Here is a 19,773-nt window from a genome sequence, read left to right on the forward strand (position 1 = left end):
TGAATAAGGTTAACGGAATTCAGTGAAGGCCTCCTGTATCCTTGAAAACCTATCGGTAACCAGTTGGGAGTTTTTAACAGTTTGCTTTCCATGGTAACTGCTACAACTGAAAATGATATGTACATTTGCCCCATGAATCATACAACAATCGCTCGACAACATATCAAACAATTTTCATCATTTTCCCAGGCTTTTGGGAACCAATCAGCATTCGGGCAATTTCTGACAGCGCCACTAAACTCCATTTCGGATTTAGAGGTACAGGCGCAAAAAAAGAAAGAAGTTTATTCTTCTGAGAAACGAAAAAAACTGGTAACGGTTTGGAACAGGCAAATCGGTTCCTATGCATCGGAAAGTCAATTGGAAAACCTGAAATTGCTGGAAAACGAAAACACGTTTACCATTACAACGGGGCATCAGCTGACACTTTTTGCCGGACCGCTTTACCTCATCTATAAAGTGCTTCACGTGGTTCGTCTTTCCGAAGAATTCAATAAAAGCCAAAGTGCATTTAAGGCCGTTCCGGTATTTTGGATGGCTTCCGAAGACCACGATTTCGATGAAGTGAAATCCACTCAGTTATTCAACCAGAAACTGACCTGGGAATCTGGCCAGACAGGGCCTGTTGGCCGTTTCAATATGGAGGATTTCAACGAGGTAAAGTCTCAGTTCAGTGCTTTTTTTGAAGGGAAAGAAACGGAAATCAACGCATTGCTTTCAATTGCTGAAAAACCGGATTACGCGGCGTATCAACAGGAGTTTATCAGCAAGTTATTTGCCGAATTCGGAGTGTTGGTACTTCAACCGGATGACCGGGACCTGAAACGCGAATTTATCCCGGTTGTTCTGAGAGAAATTTCCAGTGACCTGGCTAATCATGCTGTTCAGAATATGAATAAACTGGTTGAAGCGGCCGGGTACAAACCTCAGGCGCATTCCCGCGATTGTAATTTGTTTTACCTGAAAGCAGGTGAGCGTTTGCGCATCGAACCTACAGCTAACGGACTGGCAATTGACGGAAAGGTCTACACGCGTGAAGCATTGGCAGAATTGGTCGAACAGGAACCGGAAAACTTCTCTCCGAATGTAATCCTGCGTCCCGTTTACCAGGAAACGATCTTACCGAATCTGGTTTATGTCGGAGGAGGAGGAGAAATGGCTTACTGGATCCAGTTGAAAGGAGTTTTTGAAGTGCATCAAACCTTGTTCCCGTTAATTCAGCAGCGTGTTTCCCTGCAATTGATAGATGGTACGCTGAAAAAACGCATGGATAAATTGAACTGGCCAAACGAACGTTTTTTCGAACCAAGAGAAGATTTGAAAAAATTGTTCCTGAAGGAAAATGAAGGCGATGATCTGGATCTTTCCACGCTTTACAAGGAATTTGATACGCTTCGTACAACGATGATCGAAAAGGCAAAATCCATTGAAGCAACCCTGGAATCTTTTGCAGAGGCAGAAACCGTTCGCATGAAAAAACAATTGGAGTCATTCGAACAGCGTTTGGTCAAACAATTGAAGCAGCGCCACGAGCAAGTTCTTCAGTCGATCGATTTTATTTCGGAGCGCATTATCCCGGAAAATTCCTTGCAGGAACGTTATTTCCATTGGTTGCAATTTGCTCCGAGCGGAGCTTATAATGAGCTTTTGAAACGGATACATGCGGAAATTGATCCGTTTGAGGCGGCCTTAATCGTGGTTGATCTGGCAAAATAACTCCCGCTGATAGCGCAGATGAACACAGATGTTTTTGTTATTTAAACTGCTCTGAAATAGAAAGGAATCCTTCCATTTTGGATTCTTTTTTATGATTCTTGATATATGCATCTCTATTTACAGAGAAGAAGATTAACCTTTGGTGAAATTTCTTCCATATTCATCTGCACCCGTCTGTGGGAAATATTCCAAAAATGAGTTGATCTTCCAATGAAATAAAAAACTTTACACTAATTTCGGCATTTCAACGTTTAAGCGAAGATGCGAAACCAATTTCTTGTACTATTTCTTCTTGTTTTTATGCCATTGACTGCTTTGTGGTCGCAGGTTCAGGTAACCGGAAATGTGCTGGATAATCGGAAAATAGCGTTGGCGAACGTGAATGTCTTTTTTATTTTGGGGAAAGACACGGTTGCTGCTACCACGGATAAAAACGGCCGTTTCCAGGTTCAGTTGATGCCCAATAAATACGGGATGATCGCTCAATTCGATTCCGAAAATGAGTACCGCAAAAATGTCCAGATCCCTGAAGTAAATTCGTTTATACTGGATCCGGTGGTTTTTGATTTCGGAATCATCGACGGGGTTGTGATTAAAACGGTCAAAGAAGAAGTTAACGGCTTGGATCGTATTCCACCGATTGATTTGCAAAAACAGGTGTTGGGTGGAGTGGAACGGATGCTCGTATTGACCCAGGCCGGAGTTAACTCCAATAACGAATTGACTTCCAATTACAACGTTCGCGGAGGAAATTACGACGAGAATTTAGTGTATGTCGACGGATTTTTGATCAACAGGCCTTTCCTGACGCGATCCGGTCAACAAGAGGGATTAAGCTTTATCAATACCGCTTTGGTACAGGATATTTACTTCTCTTCTGGAGGTTTTCAATCCATGTACGGCGATAAATTGAGCTCGGTTTTGGATATTCACTACCGGAAACCGGATTCGTTGCGTATTTCGGCAATGGCTTCCTTATTGGGTGTCGAAGCACATGTAGAAGATAAAGTGGGTAAACACGACCGTTTCCAGTATTTATTCGGGGCTAGATACCGGGCTAACGGGTATTTATTGAATTCGCTTCCTACCAAGGGAAATTACAATCCGGTTTTTTGGGATGCACAGGCGGTGACAAATTATACCATCAACGAACACTGGTCCTGGACGATGCTCGGGCATATTTCTTCCAACCTGTACCAATTCGCTCCGCAAACCAGTCAAACCGATTTCGGGACGGCAAACCAGGCTTACTCGTTCAATATTTATTTCGAAGGACAGGAAAAAACGAAATTCCTGACTTCTACCGTGGGAACATCTTTGAACTACTCATCCAAAAAATACGATGGACGGACTTTCTTCACCTATTTCCGTAGTGATGAGCGCGAAACCTTTGATATTCTGGGTGAATATTTCATCAACGAACTGGAAACAGACCCTTCCAAAGAAGAATTCGGAGATTCAATCGCAGTTTTGGGTATCGGTGGTTTTCTGAACCATGCACGCAATAAACTGAATGCAGATATTATCAGCGTTTACCACGACGGATCGGTTATTTTTAAACCAAAGAACCAGAATACCCGTCACGAGTTGAAAGTGGGAGCGGGAATCCAGATCGATCATTTCAATGATGTATTGAGCGAATGGAAATATGTGGATTCTGCCGGTTATTCGCAGGTAGACCAGCCAACAGATGAAGTAGATCTTTACGAAGTAATCAAAGGCAAATTACAGCTTGAAAATCAGCGTTACAACGGATATTTGCAGGATCACTGGGAATGGAAAAAGGTTCGTAAAAATATTCCTGTTGAAAAGAAAATTACTTACGAAGACTCAACGGGCAAACTTCGAGAGCGCTTCATTCGTGATACGATTAATGAGTCACGTTCCGGATTCAGCCTGGATTATGGTTTAAGAGGAACTTACACGAGTTTCAATAGTGACGGTTTCATTACTCCGCGTTTATCCTTAACTTATTTCCCGGTGAAATATGTTTACCACAACGGGAGATTTGTCCGCCGGGGAGTTCGTTACCGTTTTTCTTCCGGATTGTATTATCAGCCTCCTTTTTACCGGGAGTTCCGGACATTTACCGGGCAACTCAATCAGAACGTAAAATCGCAGAAGTCAGCGCATTTTGTATTAGGAATGGATTACAGTTTCTTTATGTGGAAACGCGAGGCTCCTTTTAAATTCTCTGCAGAAGCTTATTACAAATACTTATGGGACGTAAACCCTTACGAAGTTGACAACGTTCGTACGCGCTATTTTGCCAACAACGATGCTGTGGCTTACGCGACCGGTTTGGACCTGAACCTGAACGGTGAATTCGTTCCCGGCCTGATGTCCTTTTTTAAATTGGGATTACTTTCTACGAAGGAAGATATCAAAGGCGATTATTACTACGATTATTACAATGCTGCGGGTGAAAAGATTATTTACGGGTACAGCGAAGATCAGGTTGCGGTGGATTCAAACCGGGTAAATCCAGGATATATCCGCAGACCGACGGATCAGCATGTTACCGTTGGTGTATTGTTCCAGGATCACATGCCCGGATTACAGCAATTGACCTGTCAGGTTGGAATTACCTATGGTTCCCGTTTGCCTTATGGTCCGCCGGATCATTCGCGCTACAAGGATACTCTGACCATGAAATCTTATTTCCGCGTGGATATGGGGATGTCTTACGATATCCTGTACCGAAAACCGGGAAAAACGCGGAATTTCCTGAAGAAAATGGAAAGTGCTATCATTTCGTTTGAGGTGTTTAACCTGCTTGGGGTGAATAACGTGCTCTCCAAGCAATGGGTACAAGACGTTTCCGGGAAGTATTATTCGATCCCGAATTATCTGACGCAGCGAAGGTTCAATGTGAAGTTGATAGTCAGGATTTAGCAAACCGTCATTCAATCCTCAAAATACGCATAGACATGCGTCTATTTACCCAGTGTGGGCGCGGGATTGCGGGGTATTGAGCTAGAGGTAAGATGCTGATTTTTCCTGAACGATTTAAGGTAGTGAACTCACTGTCGAATTACGTGACACAGAAGGTTCAATGTGAAGTTGATAGCCAGATTTAGTGCACCGTCATTCAATCCTCAAAATACGCATAGACATGCGTCTATTTGCCCAGTGTGGACGCGGGATTGCCGGGTATTGAGCTTAGAAGTAAGATGCTAATTTTCCTGAACGATTTAAGGTTGTGAACTCACTGTCGAATTACGTGACGCAGCGAAGGTTCAATGTGAAGTTGATAGCCAGATTTAGTGCACCGTGATTCAATCCTCAAAATACGCATAGACATGCGTCTATTTGCCCAGTGTGGGCGCGCGATTGCGGAAGAATCTGTTGTCTTAAATAAGCACGTTAATCTTCCAGGAACCATCTTAAAGCATTGAGCTCATCCTCACATTCATAATTCAGGAACCAGTAATAGTCTTCATCAAAAAAATCTCCCTTGATTAATCCGGTGGATTTCAGGACCATTAAATGATGATGAATGGTTGGTTGACTTAACTTCAATACATCTGACAAATATATTCCGTTTGTTCTACCGTCTTCTATAATTGTCTTTAGAATGGTAATCCTTGCGGGTACAGATATGGCTCTTGCAACGTCAGATTTCCGGATTTGAGTACGTGGATAAATGGCTAGTTTAATTGCTCCCATGATGAACTGATTTTTTACGATTTCTACTTAAGTTAGTGTAAAAGATCATTTCAAACAAGTACTTTTTGGAGAAAAAATACGGATAGACATCCGTCTATTTGGCTTTGTTTATACCGTAGGTTGATCCTGATTTTGGTTCCTGTTGTACCGGATCTGCAACAAACATCCGGTCATAATCAGCAAATCACCTGCAAGCATGGAAATCATCCCTATCCCGGTATTTCCGTGAATGGGCCCACTCCAATGAAAGCCGATAAAAGTACACCCTATAAAAGTTATTGCAACAGCTGAGATAGCGAATAGAATGACCAATACTCGGGCGATTACTCTTTTCCCATGGTATCCGCAAACGAGCGGAATAGTAAGCAGCAGGAAATTCAGGTAGTAAACCGAATGAGTAATCCCGAAAGCGGGTCTGGCAATGAATTTTCCGAAATTGTTTTCTCCTTTGAGATGAATGATGGAATAACCCAACGGAAGAAACCCGGCAAATGCCAGGGCGATGATTCCAAGCGTGATGAAAGTCTGGTGAGTTGCCTTTGAATGCATTACATCTGTTCCAAAACGGCAATGCGTTTTTCGATAGGAGGGTGGGTGGCAAATAAACCTGCAAATCCTGCACCGTCCAATGCTTTGTGTTCGATGAACATTTGCTTGACGTCCTCGCTTTTTACGTTAGAAACCTCCGAATGACCGGAGATTTTACGCAAAGCGGAAGCCATAGCACGTGAGTTGCGTGTCATTTGTACAGCACCTGCATCGGCAAGGTATTCGCGTCTGCGGGATAAAGCGAATTTGAAAAGGACTGACAATAACAAGGCAACGGCTGAAATGACTAATGCAATCAAAACACCTTTGTTGTCATCTTTATCTCTGCGGCCTCCGCCCCAAAGCAGGTTGCGCAGTAAAAGGTCTACCGCGAAAGAAAGAATCCCGACAAAAATGATGGAAACAATCAGTAAACGAACGTCTTTGTTTCGAATGTGCGTTAGTTCGTGGGCGATTACACCTTCCAGTTCTTCGTCGTTCAAATGGTCGATAATACCAGTTGTGAGCGTAACGGCGTAGCTTTTTTCATTGATCCCGCTGGCAAAAGCGTTCAGAGCCGGAGAATCAATCACAAACAATTGCGGCATTTTCATTCCTACGGACATGCATAAGTTTTCCGTCAGGTTGTAAACACGCATGTTCTCTCTGCGCTCCAGTGGACGTGAGCCGGAAGCCATCTGGATCATCGAAGCGTTGAAAAAATAAGCGATCAGGAACCAGATCAATACTCCTGCGATCACAAAAGGAATTGTTGTGATAAAGCGCTGATTGACTTGTTCCATGTGATCTTTTCCTCCCATCATAAAGAAGAAAAAAGCATAGACTCCCGCTAAAATCAATAACGGGAATCCTGCCAATATCAAAGCTGATTTTAAATTGTTGCTTCGGATCTGTTGATGAAGACCAATATAAGCTGCCATTCAGACCAATTAGAATTTAACTTCAGGAGCTTTGTCCAAAGTCTGGCGTTGCTCCACTCCAAGGTCGAACATCGGTTCTGTTTTGTATCCTTTGAAACCAGCGATCAAACTGCTTGGGAACTGTTCGATACCGTTGTTGTATTCTTTGGTAGAAGAGTTGAAATAACGGCGAACAGCAGCCAGTTTGTTTTCCAAATCACCAATTTCCTGCTGCAAATGCATAAAGTTCGTGTTTGCTTTCAAATCCGGGTAAGCTTCAATCTGGACGTTCAATCCGTTCATTGCAGCAGCCATGTTATTTTCAGCAGCGATCTTTTCAGAAATAGTTCCTGCATGCAGGTATCTGGAACGAGCTTCTGTAACGCGTGTCAATACTTCACTTTCGTGGTTCATGTAGCCTTTAACAGCCCCCAATAATTGTGGAATTAAGTCGTAACGTTGTTTCAATTGTACGTCGATATCCGCAAAAGCGCTTTCGCGATTGTTTTTCAATGAAACAAGTCGGTTGTTAATAGAGATTAACCAAAAGATTAGAATCAATACAACACCTCCAATAATAAGTCCAGCGATCATGTTTTTAAGTTTAAAATGTTAAGCGAATATAGTACTAATTTTTGTTCGCATGCTGTATTAGGAATTCTTAACTAAAATGGAGGTTTGAACGGATGTTTTTGAATGTGAGTGAGTAAACTCTTAGACCTAAACAAGTGATCAGCAACAATTGTAATACATTACCGCTCTTCCTTTTTTCTTCGAGAAGGCAACATGTCTCCCGTCTTCCTTGCCCAGCAAATAATAAAACCCTACGGCCTGTTTATTGGCTTTTATTTCTTCCCAGGTTTCCTGGTCGATGTAATAACTCTGGTCTTCAAAAAGTACGTCTTCTTCAATAGCCGGTGTGGTGAATCGGTCTTTGGAGAAAAATTCTTTGATGCGCTTGGTTATAAAGGCGTCCGTTTCTTTTTGGGAATGAATGTCTCCTGTGAAATCATAACCAAGCAGGTAATCTGCTTCGAATTCTTCTTTTAGAATGTTCTTGCCTTCCGAAGTGGTGATGGTGAAAAGTACTTTTCCTTTCAGGAGGTTTTCCCCCGTGACAACAATTCGGAATTCGTCTTTCTTTCCGGGATCCGAAAAAGTATGCAGGATTTTATTTTCGATCAGGTAGCCAGGTTTTTCGGTGGGTGTTTCACATTCTTTTTGTGCCGGTGTTTTTGGTTCTGTTTCCACCGATCTTTTGGCTTTTTCACGAGTGGATTCGCCGCAGGATGTGATGGTTACTCCGACCAATAAAACGAAACATAACTGACTTACTTTGCTCATACCTTCTATTTTTCAATTTGTGCTATCCAGTTTAAGATTCCGGCATGCAGGTTTGGTTCGATCGATTTCAAAGCGTTTAACGAATCGATAGTTACGATCTTCCGTCCGTCCGGATAATTGGTTCCTTTCAAAATAGCATTGTCGATCTTTGAACCGGTGGGGAAGACCAATAGGAATTTTCCACGGTGTAAATTTACCACCAGCAAATCCCGTTTGTATTCTTTGGCGTCGAAAGCTTTCATTTCACCCGAATAAAAGAATGCTAATGAATTCCATTTGATCTGTTCGCGGATTTCAGGATCGATGTTCGGAACAAAACTCCGGACATAAGCCACAAATTCCTGTTCGGCAGGTTCCAATGCTGAAATGTATTCACTAACCCTGGGATCTGTCATACTTTTTACGATTTGTGTTTGATGTAAATAACTTCTTCTGTTCCTTCTGTCATTCGATTCTCCAGGTAAGTTAAGCCAATTTTTTCAAGTACGCACACAGAAGCACCATTTTCCGGCATAGCTCGTCCCACAATTGTTTCCATGCCCAACTGACCGAATCCCAGTTCCAGGCAAGCTCCGGCAGCTTCCGTGGCATAACCTTTTCCCCAGAATTTTTTCATGAGCCGGTAACCGATATCGAATTCATCCAGTTCGGGAGTGTATTTCAATCCGCACCAGCCCAGATATTCGCCGGTTTCTTTCAGGATCATTGCCCAACGGCCAAACCCATATTTTCGGTAAGATTCGTAGTTTTCCAGGAATGTGCGGGCTTCTTCAATGCTTTCAAAAGGATCGTCGCCGGTATATCGAAGCACTTCCGGATCTGAATTCAGCAAATAAGCATTTTCAGCATCGTCCGGGGTCATTTCCCGAAGGTAGAGGCGGGGCGTTTCGAGGATTTTAGTCATTTTTTACCCATTTAATTCGAGGATCTACTAATTATCAGGATGAACCCCATTTAATAATTCCTAATTCGGCATTCGTAATTAGGAATTATTCAATCTCAATCCCCATAATACACACATCATCTATCTGTTCTAAGTCGCCTTTCCAATTGAAGAAAGTTGTTCTCAAACTATCGATTTGGCGGGCGATTTGTTCATGGGAGATCTGAACCAGGAGATTTTTCAGGTTTTTCGCCTTGAATTTCTTCGATTCCGGTCCGCCGAACTGATCTGCATAGCCGTCGGTAATGAGGTAGATACGATCGCCTTTTTCCAGTTCTACAACGTGCGTTGTAAATGGTTTCATGTCGAAATGCTTCCCGATGGGTTGCTTATTGGGTTTGATCTCCACGATCTCGCTGCTTTCTTTTTTCCAGATCCAAAGCGGATTGTTAGCCCCTGCCCAGGTAATTTGGTGAGTGCTCTTATTCCAGGTGCACAGGGAAATATCCATTCCGTCTGAAATCTCGATATCTTCCTCTTCCTTGGATAATTCATCTACAATGAATTCACGCGTTTTGTCCAGGATCAATCCCGGGTCTCTTAAACCGAATTCTTTGACCGAACGGTTCAGGGCGTTGTGACAAACCACACTCATCATGGCTCCTGGAACTCCATGTCCGGTGCAGTCGGCCACGGCAAAAATGATCGAATCTTTGGTTTCTTCCAGCCAGTAAAAATCGCCGGCTACAATGTCTTTCGGTTCGTAAAGAACGAAATGTTCCGGTAAGACGCGTTCGCGCAATTGACTGGAAGGAAGAATGGCTGTTTGAATGCGTTTGGCATAGTTAATGGAATCCAGGATCTCATGGTTTTTCTCTTCTACCTGGCGATTTTTCTCCTCGATGATCACTTTTTGCTTTTTGACTTCGTTCCAGCGCCGGTAAAGGATGAATGAGAAACCAAGGATCAGTATTCCGACAATGGCGATTGCCCAGTTAATGATCAGCGCCTGTTCCTGCTTCTTTTTGTTTTCCAAAGCTGTTGCCAATTGGTTCAGGCGTTGTGTTTCACGCTCTTTGTCGAACTTGTAGTTCATTTCTTCCTGGGTCTGCTTGCGGATATTGTCTTCGTTGGCCAGTTCTTTTTCAATCTGGTTAAACCGGTGCAGGTATTTAAAAGCGGTTTTGAAATCGCCTCTTTTTTCAGCCGATTCGGAGAGTGACTGGCAAACTGATTTCAAAATTTCCTTAGCGCCCAGTTTTTCAGCCAGGGCCATGGATTCGTTCAGGTACTTTTCTCCTTCTGCCAGTTTTCCCTGCTTGACGGCCACCACTCCCAGGTTTAATTTCGAAGTAGCAACTCCCAGGCTCAGGTTGAGTTTTTCGCGAATAGCCAATGATTTAAGCTGGTAATATTCCGATCGTTTGTAATCTCCCTGTTTCTGGTAACAAACCCCCAGGTTATTGAAATCATCGGAAAGTCCCAGACTGTCGTTCATTTCGATGTCGATCGCCATAGATTCCCGGTAATAATGAATGGCTTTTTCATATTTCTCCTGGTTCATAAAAACGATTGCCAGGTTGTTGACCGAAGCCGCAATTCCTTTTTGAAACTTCAATTCACGCCGGATACGAAGGGATTTCTCGTGGTATTGAAGCGCTTTTTCATATTGTTCCTGGTTGTTGTAGATCAATCCGATATTGCTCAGAATGTAGGCTTCGTTGTTCCGGTCCTTTATCTTTTCGGCAACGCGCAATGCCTTGAAAAAATGGGTCAGAGCCTGTGAGTAATCGCCCTTGTAGTCGAATGCAATACCGATATTGTTATCAAGCAAACTTGCAATGGAATCTTCGTGGTGCCTGCGGGCAAGTTTCAGAGATTCTTTTCCGTAACTGATTGCTTTGTCGTAATCGCCGTAATACCACCCATAAGCAACAGCCTCGTTGAATAAAAGTAGTTTTTTTCGGATGTTTTTTTCGGATTTTCCCAGCCGGTAAATGGAATCAATACCACTCGTTTGTCCCCGGGAAGGAACAAAAACCAACATCAAAGCAATAGTGAGCAAGGAATTTTTCACGTCACAATAATACGTATTATAGTCATAAGCTTTGTTAAAGGAAATAAACATTTCGCATGTTTTGACTATTGATCCATGATCTCTTGTTACTTTTGTGGCGTTGCTGAAGCATAAGCATTGCAGCACTTTGAGCATAATGGAAATGGAATTGATCACCACATATATTTGTAAAGACTTTGATATAGGCATTCACAACAACATGTTTGGTGGGAAATTGATGTCCCTGATTGACGACGCTGCTGGTTCTTTTGCTTCGCAGATTTGTGATTCGCCCAACATGGTTACGATCAAAGTGGATGAGCTGGTCTTCAAAAAAGCGGTGAAATCCGGGGCCATTCTGAAAGTCTATGGGAAAGTCGTGCGATTCGGGAATTCTTCCATTGAATTGTACATGGAAATCCGCAAACACAACGTTTATACCGGGAACCAGGATTTGGTGACGCATACCAATATGACTTTTGTGCGAATCGATGAAGAAGGGAAATCCCTGCCGATTGCGGAATACGTCAAAAAACGCCACGCGCTGCGTATTGAAAAGTACGGGAAGGCGTTGCTGCTTCCGACTGAAGACGGTTTTTCCGCGGAATAAATAAAAGTTCAAAAGTTCAAATTGAATCCTTTAAACTCTTTGAACCTCCTTTACGATTGCGATTTCAGATAGGCATCGACCTGCTGAAGCACTTCTCTTTTTTTTCTTCTCGGAAGAAATACTTCGAAATCATTGGTCTTTAAACCGATATAACCTGATCCGCCCTGGTCGCAGCTTGCAATATCGTCGAGGTTGATAATGACCGATTGGCTTGCCCGGATAAGGTAAGGAACTTCTTTGTGTTCATTTTCCAGGGTGCTGAGTGATTTGGATACCAGGTAAGAATCTCCGTTCTTACAAAAAATGGAGGTGTATCCTCCCGATTGTCCGACCATGTAGGCCACACCGGAACAATTGATGTAATGTGTTTTTTTGTTCTTAATGACTGCAATTTTGCAACGGTCGTCCAATTGGCTTTTAACCGAATCGATGAGTTTCTTTTCCGAAATCCGCTTCCTGGCTTTTTCAATTGCCGCACAAAAGCGGTCTTTGTCGATCGGTTTTAGAATGTAATCAATCACGGAATGCTCAAATGCCTGCAGAGCAAATTGTTCGAACCCGGTTACCAGAATGACTTCAAACCTGCGTTTTTTGAGCCGGTTCAATAAATCGAAACCGGTACTGTCGGGCATTAAAATATCCAAAAACAACAAGTCGGTATTTTCCTGTAGCTGCCTGCTGTTAAGAAAGGTGTCCAAATTGTCAGACTCGCCAATGATCGTAATTTCCGGGTAATATTTTTGGACCAGGATGTGAAGGACTTCCCGGTTTGCCTGTTCGTCATCGATTAAATATGCCTTCATAGTTGTTGGGATTGGTAGACTTCGGGACTGAATAGGAATGTGATGGTTGTGCCGGAAGAAGAACTGCTGACTTCCATGAAAGCTACTGCTTTTTGGAATTGCAGATTGAGTGCATCAATCCGTTCCCGGATCAGTTTATTGCCTTTTGATAAATGTTCCTCGCTTTGGTTGGCTGTATTGAACCCGGGTCCATTGTCGCTGATCCGAACAATCAGTTGCCCGGCTGGATTGAAAGAAAATGAAATGTTCAGTTCCGGGTCATTTTCCTGGAATTTCAAGCCATGCCAGATAGCGTTCTCTAAAATTGGCTGCAGGAGCAGCGATGGAAAACGGAATTCACTCAATTGACTTTCCGAAAGGTTCATTTCTTTGCGGACGTTAAAGCGGTGTCTGAAGCGTAGCAATTCCAGTTCCAGGTAAGCGTCTACCAGTTCCAGTTCTTGTTTGACGGTGATGAACTGCGTTTCACTGTAATAGAGGATTTTCCGCATCAGGAAACTGAATTTTGCCAGGTATTGAGCGGCCAGATCATTATCTTCTTTTAAGATCAATGCCTGGATGGCAGCAAACCCATTACTCAGGAAATGCGGGTTTACCTGTGCTTTTACAGCAAGGAGTTTATATTCATTCAGTTTGCTTTCCAGTTCCGAGCGTTCGGATTTTCGTTTGCGGCGTCTTAAATGGATGATCAGCACAATGGAAATAATGATAGAAACAAGTAAAAAGCCTGTAATAATATAGAAAGCGGTGCTTTCCCAAAAAGTCTTTTCAATCGTAAAATGGTACTTTTTAGGATTATCGAAATGTATTTCTCCATTGATTACCGGATAGACAAGCAGGATGTATTGGCCGCTTTTCAATGCATCAAAATTGATCTGAGTTCCTTTTACGCTCTGCCGGATGCTTGTACTTCCGTTTAACCGGTAGAACAGGTCGAGTTTATCAGCTTCGTAATGAAGAATGTCAAAATCCAGGGAAATGGATCTGTTCGGAGCAATTTTGGCCGGTAAAGTCTTTACCCTGGTTTCTCCCAATTCGACAGTATTTAGAATAACCGGTATTTGCTCCTTCTTGTAATCGGCCAAGTGAGTAATGATCAGGTCATTGTTGTAAGAGATCAACAGGCTGTTTTCAAGTGCAAAAACACTTTGGGTCTCTCCGTTGAAAATTTTGATCCATTCGCCGGATCTCCAGTGATCCAGGCAGCGCATAAAAATACCGTCATTTCCCTGGACAATGAGGTGATTTTTGTAAACCAAACCACTCATGACAGAAACACTCGGTGAAGGAATGTGCCTTACCAATTTAGTTCCATCAAAAATATAAATGCCGTGATACCTTGAAAAGACAACTACTTCACCGGATGCAGTTCTTTTTAATGCTCTGACTGCATATTCCTGATTAAAGAATGGGGAACGCTTAAGTCTGTCTGTTTTTACATTAAAATGAATTAATCCGTTATCCGTGCCGATAAGAACGATGGAATCATTTAAGCGATAGTAGCATCTGATGTCTTTTAGGAAGATCTTTTTTGATACATAATGGTACTGATCATAAGTTTGAGATTTCCATTTCTGCCAGGTCGTTTTCCGGAGACTGATGCGCTGGGTAAAGTAAAAATTATTGTTATTAATAATTAATCCGAAGTAATAACATCTGGGATTTGTTACATGCCGGATCAATCGAAAATTCCGGTCATAACAATACATGCCGCTCGTTGAAGTGACCAGCAGGTAGTTCTCATACGCATTGATTTCCCAAATGGCATTTGCCACACCTACCTTTTCCGCATAACCCAGTGAATCAATCTTTGCCAGTTTGCAAAAATGTTGATCCTTATACTGATAAATACTTCCGTTTGAAGTGCCGATAAGATTATATGGAGGAATTTGGACTGCGGAGGAAGCTGTAATGTCTTTGTAAATCCGATTATTGCTATTGGAACAAATAAAGACCCCGTGTTTGTTGAATGAGACAGCGAGACCTCCGGATCTCAGCGGAGAAACCCCGGCCACCAATTGTCCTTTAAAATAGTGACGGATCAGGTTTCCGTTCAAGTCCAGTTCCAGCAAGCCGTCATAAGAGCAAAGCCAGATCCGGTTATAGAATTGCTCCATGAAAAGAACACGTTTGAAGTTTAGGGGAGTTACATAACCATCCTTTTTACGATATAAAACCGTGTTAATGAGTATATAAGTAGTTTTTCCAAGGGTTAACGCGTCTTCTCTGGATTGCACTGTGATGGTTTTCTGAGAATCTAAACGCTGATGAGTCTCGGGATACTCAATTTCGACAATTTGATCATTGAAATAAGTAGTAATGTCCTGAATATATTTTAAAAACGGAAATTCCCTCCTGGAGTCAAATACATACTTAAAATAGGAATTCTGAGGTCTGTTATAGTTGTAGAAGGTGTGTATTTTTTTTGATCGGAATGAATATTTCAAATAGCGCTGGGCAGACAGGATATACAAGCCGCTCTTAGCCCAATGTAATTTGATGAAACCATAATCTGCAAAATCGTAGGGTAGTTTTTTCGGCCCGATATGGATGGCTTTATTTCCTTTCAGTTTCAGGATTTGTTGTTTGGAGTTCAGCAGGTAAATGGTTCCGTCCGGGGCTTTTTCAAAATCATAAATCACCCGCTCTTCGATCGGAAGGTTCATACAAATGGGCGTACATTTTTCACCGTCGTATTTTACCGGGCCATATTGTGTACTGATGAGCAAATACCCTTTTTTATCGCAAATGATGTCGTAACATTCTTTGGAGAGCAGGCCTTGTTCGTGATCCAGGTATTTTCCATACAATTCCTGTCCGTTCGCACCGAAAGCAAAGAGAAAAAACAAACAGGCAAAACGGAAGGTTTTCACGATACAAGATTACTAAAAAAGAGACAGTAATTGGTTCACTATCTCCGGAACATTGATTTGGAGGAGGGAATTGAAAGTGAATGAATATCTGGTTGCAAAAAGAATGTTTTAGCGTATTTTTTCAGGACCAAATAATGGAAGAAATGACCATTTCAGGAAATAATTGCCCGCTTTGTGTTTGTGGTGGATTGAATTTCGCTTTGGGAACGAAAAAGTATCTGCAAATTGAGTTATCTTTGAGACCTTAAAATCAAAGAAAACAACTTCAATTATGGAGCAACAAGCACCCTACAAATCCAAAAACAATATCCGGATTGTTACAGCAGCATCCTTGTTTGACGGGCATGACGCGGCAATCAATATCATGCGCCGGATCATTCAGTCAACCGGTTGTGAGGTTATTCACTTAGGCCATGACCGCTCGGTGGAAGAAGTGGTGGATACCGCTATCCAGGAAGATGCGCAGGCCATTGCGATGACATCTTACCAGGGAGGACATACGGAGTATTTCAAGTACATGTATGATTTGCTAAAGGAAAAAGGTGCTCCGCATATTAAGATCTTCGGTGGAGGAGGAGGAACGATCCTGCTTTCTGAAATTGAAGAATTACAAAATTACGGGATCACGCGTTTGTATCACCCGGATGATGGCCGTGCACTTGGATTGCAGGGAATGATCAACGATTTGGTGGAGCGTTCGGATTACCCGGTTGGAGATGTGCTGAACGGTGAAGTGAATCATTTGGCGGAAAAACATGTTCCGTCAATTGCACGTTTGATCTCCGCAGCTGAAAATTATCCTGAAATGGCGGCGCCGATCATGAGCCAGGTTCACGAAATGGCGGCTAAGAACGATGTTCCTGTTTTGGGAATTACAGGTACTGGTGGTGCCGGAAAATCTTCGTTGGTGGACGAATTGGTGCGCCGTTTCCTGATGGATTTCACGGACAAGCAAATTGCAGTAGTTTCTGTGGATCCGTCAAAAAGAAAGACGGGAGGTGCATTGTTGGGTGACCGTATCCGTATGAATGCGATCAAAAACAATCGTGTTTACATGCGTTCATTAGCGACTCGTCAGTCAAATCTGGCCTTGTCCAAGCACGTTGCGGAAGCCATCCAGATTTTGAAAGCAGCCAATTACGACCTGATCATCCTGGAAACTTCCGGGATCGGGCAGTCAGATACGGAAATTTTAGATCACTCCGATGTTTCTTTATATGTAATGACTCCGGAATACGGAGCTGCAACCCAGTTGGAGAAAATCGACATGCTGGACTTTGCGGATGTGATTGCATTGAACAAATTCGATAAAAGAGGAGCTTTGGATGCTTTGCGTGATGTTCGCAAGCAATTCCAGCGAAACCATAATTTGTGGGATAAGAATGTAGACGAAATGCCTGTTTTCGGGACTATCGCTTCTCAGTTCAACGATCCGGGAATGAATACTTTGTATAAAGTGATCATGGATAAGGTGAAAGATAAAACAAATGCTCCTTTGGATTCCAAATTCGAGATCACGAAGGAAATGTCTGAAAAAATCTTCGTTATTCCGCCTGACAGAACCCGTTACTTGTCTGAAATTTCCGAGAACAACCGGAACTTTGACAAATGGGTGAACAAGCAGGTAGATGTAGCGGATAAATTATACGGTTTGCAGCGTTCGATCGAAACACTTCAGGCAAGCTCCATGGACGATAAAGACCGCTTGGTGAAAGGTGTTCAGGAAGCATTTGAAACGGTAAAACGCGATCTGGATCCGCACAACTGGCAAATCCTGGAAGCATGGGAAGCAAAAAAAGCATCCTATGCAGCACCGGAATTCATTTTCAAAGTACGTGATAAGGAATTGCGCATGGCTACCCATACCGAATCACTTTCTCATACACAGATTCCGAAAGTGGCCCTTCCGAAATTCAAATCGTGGGGAGATATTTTGCGCTGGTCTTTGCAGGAAAATGTTCCGGGAGAATTTCCTTACACTTCCGGTTTATTCCCGTTCAAACGCGAAGGAGAAGACCCTACGCGTATGTTTGCCGGTGAAGGTGGCCCGGAAAGAACCAACCGCCGTTTCCATTACGTGAGTTTGGGAATGCCGGCAAAACGTTTGTCAACAGCTTTCGATTCGGTAACATTATATGGTAACGACCCGGATTTGAGACCGGATATTTACGGGAAAGTAGGAAACTCCGGAGTTTCAATCTGTTGTTTGGACGATGCAAAAAAATTGTATTCCGGTTTCGACCTGTCGCATCCGGCGACTTCAGTTTCCATGACTATCAACGGTCCGGCACCGATGCTCCTTGGTTTCTTCATGAATGCTGCCATTGATCAGAACTGCGAAAAGTACATCAAGGCAAACGGGTTGGAGAAAGAAACAGAAGCGAAGATCGCAGCTATCTATAAAGCAAAAGGGGTAGACCGCCCGAAATACCAGGGAGAACTTCCGGAAGGAAATGACGGACTGGGACTGATGCTTTTGGGTGTTACCGGAGACCAGGTGCTTCCGGCAGATGTTTATGCTGAAATTAAGACAGAAACACTGAAGCAGGTTCGCGGAACCGTTCAGGCAGATATTTTGAAAGAAGATCAGGCGCAGAACACCTGTATTTTCTCTACCGAATTTGCATTGCGCCTGATGGGTGACGTGCAGCAATACTTTATTGAAAAGCAGGTGCGCAATTTCTATTCCGTATCTATTTCGGGATACCACATTGCGGAAGCCGGTGCAAATCCGATCACGCAGCTGGCATTTACGTTGGCAAACGGGTTCACGTATGTCGAGTATTACCTGAGCCGTGGAATGGATATCAATGCATTCGGGCCGAACCTGTCATTCTTCTTCTCCAACGGAATCGATCCGGAATACGCGGTAATCGGCCGTGTGGCAAGAAGAATCTGGGCAAAAGCGCTTGCCAAAAAATACGGGGCAAATGCACGTGCCCAAATGTTGAAATACCACATTCAGACTTCCGGACGCTCTTTGCATGCGCAGGAAATCGATTTCAACGATATCCGTACGACGTTACAGGCTCTGTATGCGATCTATGATAACTGTAATTCATTGCATACCAATGCGTATGATGAAGCGATTACTACGCCTACGGAAGAATCCGTACGCAGAGCGATGGCTATTCAGCTGATCATCAACCGCGAATTGGGATTGGCGAAAAATGAAAACCCGCTGCAAGGCTCATTCATCATCGAAGAATTGACTGATCTGGTGGAAGAAGCTGTATTGTCGGAATTTGACCGTATTACTGAGCGCGGAGGTGTTTTGGGAGCAATGGAAACCATGTACCAGCGTTCAAAGATCCAGGAAGAATCCTTGTATTATGAAACATTGAAGCATAATGGAGATTTCCCGATCATCGGTGTAAATACTTTCTTAAGTTCCAAAGGTTCTCCGACCGTAGAACCGAAAGAAGTGATCCGTGCTTCCGAAGAAGAAAAGCAATACCAGATCACCATGCTGAAAGCTTTGCATGAGAATCACAAAGATAAACTGGATGCCATGCTGAGTGAATTGCAGCGAACAGCAATCCAGAATAAAAATATCTTCGAACAATTGATGGAGGTGTGTAAATATGCTTCTTTGGGTCAGATTACCAAATCCTTATTCGAGGTAGGAGGTCAGTACCGCAGAAATATGTAATTCCTTTTTACGTTTAAAAACACCCTTTCGTATCTCGGTATGGAAGGGTGTTTTTTTTGTTTTTAATTCAACAAAAAGTTTTGTTTTTGTTGAATTCATTGTTTTTTATAATCTGGAATAATTGGCAGGGAATTAATATTTCTTTTTTCCTAATGAACATTTCATGGCAGTCTCTGAAAATTTATTTTTACTAATGAAGTAGTTTAAACGGGCTTTTTAAAATCTGGATCTTTGGCTTTTTTTACACGAATTAATTCCTTAAATTGGAATGTAAAAATTAGTTACAATGAACCACATTCGCGTCATAATCATTGCGTGCACTTTGTTTTATAGCCACGCGTTCGGACAGGAACAGGAAGAAAACCTTTCAGACTTGGTAACAGATATTCATCTGCTTGCAATCAAATCCGTTTATGGGGAAACCTGGGTTGCTGATAACCCAGAAGCTGTTTCAGTACTGCAGGATTGTTTTCTGCACCGCATGAACTATGTGATCGAACCTTTAACTGCGACCGATAAATATCCCTCGCTTTCATCTTTCCCGCTGATGAACAAGAATAATCCGTCGATTGTTGCGATTGACTACAGTCAGTTCAATCCGTCAACATTTACACCCATCATTTATTGCCTGCCTTTTTTCAGTGATCAAACACAGGTTATACGGGTAGATGGCACTGATTATATCATCATTATTGAACCGGTAAAAACGCGCAACTGAT

15 protein-coding genes are annotated in these 19,773 nt (G+C 42.7%); 5 read left to right on the plus strand and 10 right to left on the minus strand.

What is annotated here, in order from left to right:
- Positions 1 to 132 precede the first annotated feature (132 nt).
- The gene (gene bshC / locus ABDW02_RS16330; protein WP_343636400.1) at positions 133 to 1,716 is read left to right on the plus strand and encodes a bacillithiol biosynthesis cysteine-adding enzyme BshC; all 1,584 of its coding nucleotides are present in this window, start codon (positions 133 to 135) and stop codon (positions 1,714 to 1,716) included.
- 300 nt (positions 1,717 to 2,016) lie between these two features.
- Positions 2,017 to 4,611 carry a TonB-dependent receptor plug domain-containing protein gene (locus ABDW02_RS16335; RefSeq protein WP_343636402.1) on the plus strand — a complete coding sequence of 865 codons (2,595 nt, stop codon included), beginning with the start codon at positions 2,017 to 2,019 and terminating at the stop codon, positions 4,609 to 4,611.
- A 471-nt stretch (positions 4,612 to 5,082) separates the two neighbouring features.
- Here ABDW02_RS16335 and ABDW02_RS16340 read toward each other — a convergent pair whose 3' ends face one another.
- The 8 genes from ABDW02_RS16340 to ABDW02_RS16375 all read right to left on the minus strand — a co-directional run bounded on the left by ABDW02_RS16340 (position 5,083) and on the right by ABDW02_RS16375 (position 11,188).
- Positions 5,083 to 5,385 carry a winged helix-turn-helix transcriptional regulator gene (locus ABDW02_RS16340; RefSeq protein ID WP_343636404.1) on the minus strand — a complete coding sequence of 101 codons (303 nt, stop codon included), beginning with the start codon at positions 5,383 to 5,385 and terminating at the stop codon, positions 5,083 to 5,085.
- Between the two features lie 108 nt (positions 5,386 to 5,493).
- On the minus strand, positions 5,494 to 5,934 hold the full coding sequence (locus ABDW02_RS16345) for a hypothetical protein (RefSeq protein ID WP_343636406.1): 441 nt from the start codon (positions 5,932 to 5,934) through the stop codon (positions 5,494 to 5,496).
- Complete coding sequence (locus tag ABDW02_RS16350; RefSeq protein WP_343636408.1) at positions 5,934 to 6,854, minus strand: M48 family metallopeptidase; 921 nt, start codon at positions 6,852 to 6,854, stop codon at positions 5,934 to 5,936. The genes ABDW02_RS16345 and ABDW02_RS16350 overlap by 1 nt, the downstream gene beginning before the upstream one ends.
- Positions 6,855 to 6,863: 9 nt before the next feature.
- Positions 6,864 to 7,427, minus strand: coding sequence for a LemA family protein (locus ABDW02_RS16355; protein ID WP_343636410.1), 564 nt, complete (start codon positions 7,425 to 7,427; stop codon positions 6,864 to 6,866).
- Between the two features lie 138 nt (positions 7,428 to 7,565).
- Positions 7,566 to 8,177 carry a hypothetical protein gene (locus tag ABDW02_RS16360; protein ID WP_343636412.1) on the minus strand — a complete coding sequence of 204 codons (612 nt, stop codon included), beginning with the start codon at positions 8,175 to 8,177 and terminating at the stop codon, positions 7,566 to 7,568.
- Between the two features lie 5 nt (positions 8,178 to 8,182).
- Positions 8,183 to 8,572 (minus strand): hypothetical protein, encoded by a 390-nt coding sequence (locus ABDW02_RS16365; protein WP_343636414.1) that lies wholly within the window; start codon positions 8,570 to 8,572, stop codon positions 8,183 to 8,185.
- A gap of 5 nt (positions 8,573 to 8,577) precedes the next feature.
- Complete coding sequence (locus ABDW02_RS16370) at positions 8,578 to 9,081, minus strand: GNAT family N-acetyltransferase (RefSeq protein WP_343636416.1); 504 nt, start codon at positions 9,079 to 9,081, stop codon at positions 8,578 to 8,580.
- 85 nt (positions 9,082 to 9,166) lie between these two features.
- A complete protein-coding gene (locus ABDW02_RS16375; RefSeq protein ID WP_343636418.1) occupies positions 9,167 to 11,188 on the minus strand; it encodes a tetratricopeptide repeat protein in 2,022 nt (673 codons plus the stop codon).
- An 85-nt stretch (positions 11,189 to 11,273) separates the two neighbouring features.
- Here ABDW02_RS16375 and ABDW02_RS16380 point away from each other — a divergent pair, with 85 nt between their 5' ends.
- Positions 11,274 to 11,726 carry a hotdog domain-containing protein gene (locus ABDW02_RS16380; protein ID WP_343636420.1) on the plus strand — a complete coding sequence of 151 codons (453 nt, stop codon included), beginning with the start codon at positions 11,274 to 11,276 and terminating at the stop codon, positions 11,724 to 11,726.
- Between the two features lie 50 nt (positions 11,727 to 11,776).
- Here the strand turns inward: ABDW02_RS16380 and ABDW02_RS16385 are convergent, their stop codons facing one another.
- A complete protein-coding gene (locus ABDW02_RS16385; protein WP_343636422.1) occupies positions 11,777 to 12,529 on the minus strand; it encodes a LytTR family DNA-binding domain-containing protein in 753 nt (250 codons plus the stop codon).
- A complete protein-coding gene (locus ABDW02_RS16390) occupies positions 12,526 to 15,402 on the minus strand; it encodes a histidine kinase (protein ID WP_343636424.1) in 2,877 nt (958 codons plus the stop codon). The genes ABDW02_RS16385 and ABDW02_RS16390 overlap by 4 nt, the downstream gene beginning before the upstream one ends.
- 271 nt (positions 15,403 to 15,673) lie before the next feature.
- Here ABDW02_RS16390 and ABDW02_RS16395 point away from each other — a divergent pair, with 271 nt between their 5' ends.
- Entirely contained in the window at positions 15,674 to 19,054 is a 3,381-nt protein-coding gene (locus ABDW02_RS16395; RefSeq protein WP_343636426.1) for a methylmalonyl-CoA mutase family protein, read from the plus strand.
- Positions 19,055 to 19,340: 286 nt separating this feature from the next.
- Entirely contained in the window at positions 19,341 to 19,772 is a 432-nt protein-coding gene (locus ABDW02_RS16400; protein WP_343636428.1) for a hypothetical protein, read from the plus strand.
- The last annotated feature ends 1 nt before the right edge of the window (position 19,773 follow it).

The sequence above is a fragment of the Fluviicola sp. genome (genome assembly GCF_039596395.1).
Classification (GTDB): Bacteria; Bacteroidota; Bacteroidia; order Flavobacteriales_D; family Crocinitomicaceae; genus Fluviicola.